The sequence below is a fragment of the Streptomyces sp. OfavH-34-F genome, assembly GCF_022347745.1.
Classification (GTDB): domain Bacteria; phylum Actinomycetota; class Actinomycetes; order Streptomycetales; family Streptomycetaceae; genus Streptomyces.
This window is the reverse complement of the sequence record NZ_JAKRGC010000448.1, coordinates 1-3,986: the sequence shown is the minus strand read 5'-3', so window position 1 is coordinate 3,986 and position 3,986 is coordinate 1. Positions and strand designations below refer to the sequence as shown.

General features: G+C 75.4%; 5 protein-coding genes and 1 riboswitch. Of the genes, 2 read left to right on the top strand and 3 right to left on the bottom strand.

From position 1 onward, the window contains the following. Positions 1–55 precede the first annotated feature (55 nt). Both MHW47_RS33050 and MHW47_RS33045 read right to left on the bottom strand, forming a co-directional pair. Positions 56–751, bottom strand: coding sequence for an SCO2322 family protein (locus MHW47_RS33050; RefSeq protein WP_239227534.1), 696 nt, complete (start codon positions 749–751; stop codon positions 56–58). Continuing rightward, entirely contained in the window at positions 748–2,007 is a 1,260-nt protein-coding gene (locus tag MHW47_RS33045) for a prenyltransferase/squalene oxidase repeat-containing protein (RefSeq protein ID WP_239227533.1), read from the bottom strand. The genes MHW47_RS33050 and MHW47_RS33045 overlap by 4 nt, the downstream gene beginning before the upstream one ends. A 127-nt stretch (positions 2,008–2,134) precedes the next feature. Next, a riboswitch (cobalamin riboswitch) is annotated at positions 2,135–2,208 on the bottom strand. Between the two features lie 180 nt (positions 2,209–2,388). On the opposite strand from MHW47_RS33045, the gene MHW47_RS33040 reads away from it, so the two are divergent. Together MHW47_RS33040 and MHW47_RS33035 are read left to right on the top strand one after the other, a co-directional pair. After that, the gene (locus tag MHW47_RS33040; RefSeq protein WP_239227532.1) at positions 2,389–3,045 is read left to right on the top strand and encodes a metalloregulator ArsR/SmtB family transcription factor; all 657 of its coding nucleotides are present in this window, start codon (positions 2,389–2,391) and stop codon (positions 3,043–3,045) included. Between the two features lie 47 nt (positions 3,046–3,092). Beyond that, positions 3,093–3,551 (top strand): DUF3291 domain-containing protein, encoded by a 459-nt coding sequence (locus tag MHW47_RS33035; RefSeq protein WP_239227531.1) that lies wholly within the window; start codon positions 3,093–3,095, stop codon positions 3,549–3,551. Here the strand turns inward: MHW47_RS33035 and MHW47_RS33030 are convergent. Continuing rightward, the coding region (locus MHW47_RS33030; RefSeq protein WP_239227530.1) for a CdaR family transcriptional regulator at positions 3,548–3,986 on the bottom strand (439 nt) is incomplete at its 5' end. The two genes, MHW47_RS33035 and MHW47_RS33030, sit on opposite strands and share 4 nt — an antisense overlap.

The following is a 3,986-nucleotide window of genomic DNA, read 5'->3' as shown; positions in this document are numbered from 1 at the left end:
CGCCAGGCGGGGAGCCCGGGTGTCGCGGGGTCCGTGCGGCCGGCCGTGGTGCCGGTCATCCGCGCCGGCGGCGGGCCTGCGCGACGGCGGCGATGCCGAGGAGCAGGACGGCGCCGACGCCGACGAGGACGCCTGCGGAGGGGCCGCCGCCGTCGTCACCGCCGTTGCTGTTGCTGTTGCTGTTGCTGGTGCCGGAGTCGGCAGCGGATGCGGACGCGGGTGCCTCGCTGCCGCCGTCGCCGTTGCCGGAGACCTGCTCGCCGCAGCCCTTGGCCGGGTAGCCGGAGATCGCGCAGAGCATGGCGCCGGCGTCGTAGCGCAGCGGCTTCGCCACCGAGGCCAGGGCCTCCGCGCTGCTGGCGTCCTCCGCCACCCGGGCGCAGGCGGTGCGGAGCGGGGGCGGGGTCTCGCCGTCCGGCGCGTCGGAGGCGACCCCCGGGTCGATGACGAGCGCGACGCGCTTGCTGCCGTCCTTCGCCGGGGTGCCGGCGCAGATCTTCGCGAAGTCGGGGGCGTGGCGCGGCTTCGAGGCGTCCTGCGAGTCCGCGCTCACGGAGAACCGGAAGCCCTGCACCGAACCGTCCTCGGGCCGGACGAGCGAGGGCCCCTGGGTGGCGTACGACCAGCCGCTCGCCGAGCCCTCCCAGTACGACCAGTAGCGGTAGCCCGCCGCCTGCGCGGTGCCCGCGCCGAGTACGGCCAGGACGGCGCCGACGATCAGCGGCGCGACCGTCCGTGCGAGGTGCCTCACAGCTGCTGGTTCTTGCGGCGGCCGCTGATCAGGAAGCCGGCGCCCGCGCCGACCGCGAGGCCGATGCCGACGAACCACCAGACGCCGCCGATGCCGTCGCCGTCGCCGCTGTCCTTGTTCTCCTCGTCCTCGGTCGCGGCCGGCTTCGGCTTCTCCACGGCGGCGGGCTCGGGCCCGGTCGCGTTCAGCTCGGCGACCAGGTCGGCGCCGCCGAAGTCGCGGACGTCGGCGCCGGTCGCGTGGGCGGCGAGGATCAGCTGCGCGTACGCGGCGGGGCCGTTCTGCTTCGCCCAGGCGGCCGAGTTCTTCTTGAGCCAGGTGACGGAGGCGGCCGCCTTGTCCTTGTGACCGGCGGCGGACAGGGCGACGACCGCGTCGGCGGTGTTCCCGAAGTCGGGCTGCGGTTCGCTGTCCTCCGCACCGGGCATCGGGGGCGCGTTCAGGTGGCCGCCGTTGCCGGCGAGCGTGGTGGCCAGGTAGGCGGCGCCGTTCTGCGCGGCCTGCTCCGGCACGAGGGGGGAGCCGTCGTGGCAGGCGGGGGCCTTGACGGCCGCGTGGTCCGCGACGACCAGGCCCTTGCCGAGGGCGCCGAGGACACCGGCGGCGGTGGCGTCGCCGTTGGCGGCGAGCTTGCCGGCCTTGTCGGGCTGGTAGGCGAACGCGCCGCCCTCCTTGCCGCCGCAGGGGAGGGAGAAGGTGAGCAGCGCGGCGTACGGGGTCTTGCCGCCGTCCGTCGTCACGTCGCCCAGCTTCTGCCCGGCCCGGGCGAGGGCGCCGATCACGATGGACGTGGAGTTGGCGTCGCTCGGACTGCCGGCCGTGTAGCCCCAGCCGCCGTCCTTGTTCTGGACGGACTTGAGCCAGCCGACCGCGCGGTCGAGGGCGTCTTGGTGGCCGCCGACCGCGCGCAGCGCCTGGGCTGCGGCGGCCGTCGCGTTGGTGTCGACCACCGTCTTCTCGGTGCAGGGCGCGGAGGTGTCCGCGCGGTACGCGGGGAACGCGCCGTTGTCGCACTGCTGGCCGGTCAGCCAGTCGACCGCCTTCACGGCGGGCGTCACGCCCACGGCCTGCTGGGCGAGGAAGGCAAGTGACTGCCGCCACACCCCGTCGTACGTGGGGTCGTTCGTGCCGTACAGCCCGGAGGGCAGCGCGGCGGACGGCGAGGGGGAGGGGGCCGCGAGGGCGGCCGGGGCCGCGGAGGCGCAGAGCGCAGCGGTGGTGACGGCGAGCGCGACGGCGCTGCGGCGGACGGTCATGGCGGCGGGGGCCTCTCCCTGGGGGAACCGGGCACAGGTACACACAGGCACCAGGCTCCGGCTCCGTATACCTCGACGGTGCCGGCCGCCGGGGGTCCGGCGGCGCGAGCCGGTCACGGCGCGGACAGGGCATTCCGGCTTCCACCGCGGGGCGGTGGTCACGGCTGCGGGTCAGTGCCGGATTTGCACCGGCTTCCCCCTGAACGGGCATGGTGACGACGCGGCCAGTCTAGCGGGCGGGGTTTCTTCCCCTCCCCGCCCCTTCCCGAAACCGGGGCGCCGCCCCGGACCCCGCTCCTCAATCGCCGGAGGGGCTGGGGGTGGCGGACCGGGGGCCGCGGGGAGGCCGGTGGTGGGGAGGGTGCGGCCTAGACTTTGGGGGTGAGCAGTGACGATGCCGCCCTGGATGCGCTGGCCGCGCTCGGCGATCCCGTGCGCCGCGGGCTCTACCGCCACGTCGCCGCCGCCCCCGGCGACGTCACGCGGGACGCGGCCGCCGAGGCGGTCGGGGTCTCCCGGTCCGTGGCCGCCTTCCACCTGGACAAGCTCGTCGAGGCAGGTCTCCTCACGACCGCCTTCCGCCGCCTCTCCGGCCGCACCGGCCCCGGCGCCGGGCGCCCCTCCAAGCTGTACCGCCGGGCGGACGGCGAGCACACCGTCTCCGTACCGCCCCGGTCCTACGACACCGTCGGCGGCCTGCTCGCGGAGGTCGTCGAGCGGGCCGGGCTGGACGCCGAGCTGCAGGCGGCGGCGCGGGCGGCCGGGGAGGCGGCGGAAGCGGCGGCCGATCCGGTCGAGGCGCTGCGCGAGCGCGGCTACGAGCCCTTCTGGGACTGCGGCCGGCTCCGCCTGAACAACTGCCCCTTCCACGCCCTGGCGGACCGGTTCCCCGCCCTGATCTGCGGGATGAACCTCGCCTCCATCGAGGGCCTGCTGTCCGGGCTGCCCGGCGCCGAGGGCTGGAGCGCGGTGATGGACCCGCTCCCCGAAGGCTGCTGCGTCACGGTCGAAGGCCCCGAGGAACGCACCGAACTCTAAAAAAGAATCCGTTGACTTTAGAAGGCTCGCCCGGCCATGCTGGGCCCGTGAGCCTCTTCCACCTTGCCCAGGTCAACGTCGGGCGCGTCCTCGCCCCGCTCGACACCCCCCGACTCGCCGGCTTCGTCGACCAGCTCGCGGAGATCAACGCCCTCGCCGACGCGGCCCCCGGCTTCGTCTGGCGCATGGTCGACGACGACGGCGCCGACGCCACCGGTCTGCGCCCCGAGGAGGAGGACGACCTCTTCCTGATCAACTGCTCGGTGTGGGAATCGGTCGAGGCGCTGCGCGCGTACGTGTACCGCAGCGACCACCTCCGGGTGCTGGCCCGCCGCCGGGAGTGGTTTGAGCGCCTGACCGATCACCACATGGCCCTGTGGTGGGTGCCGGCCGGCCACCGCCCGACCGTGGCGGAGGCCATGGCGCGGGTCGCCCTGCTCCGGGAGCGGGGCGAGGGCCCGGACGCCTTCACCTTCCGCGCCCCGCACCCGCCCGCAACCGTCTAACCGCCCCCGCCCGACAACCGGTGCAGCCGCAGGGCCAGTTGCAGCTCCAGCGCGCGGTCCGGTTCGTTCCAGTCGCGGCCCAGCAGCACCTGGATGCGGTCCAGGCGCTGCACCACCGTGTTCACATGGACGTGCAGCTCGTCCTTGGCCCGGATCAGGCTGCCGCCCGCCCCGAAGTACGCGCTCAGCGTCCGCACCAGATGCGTGCCGCGCTGGGCGTCGTACTCCAGCAGCGGCCCCAGCGCCCCCGCCACGAACCCCTCCACGTCCTGCGCGTCGCCCAGCACCACGCCCAGGAAGCCGAGTTCCGTCACGCACGCGCCCTGCCCCGTCCGCCCCAGCACCCGCATCGCCCGCAGGCAGCGGGCCGCCTCCGCGTGGGCGGCGGCCAGTCCGGCGGGGCCCCGGGCCGGTCCGGCGGCGGCCACCGGCACC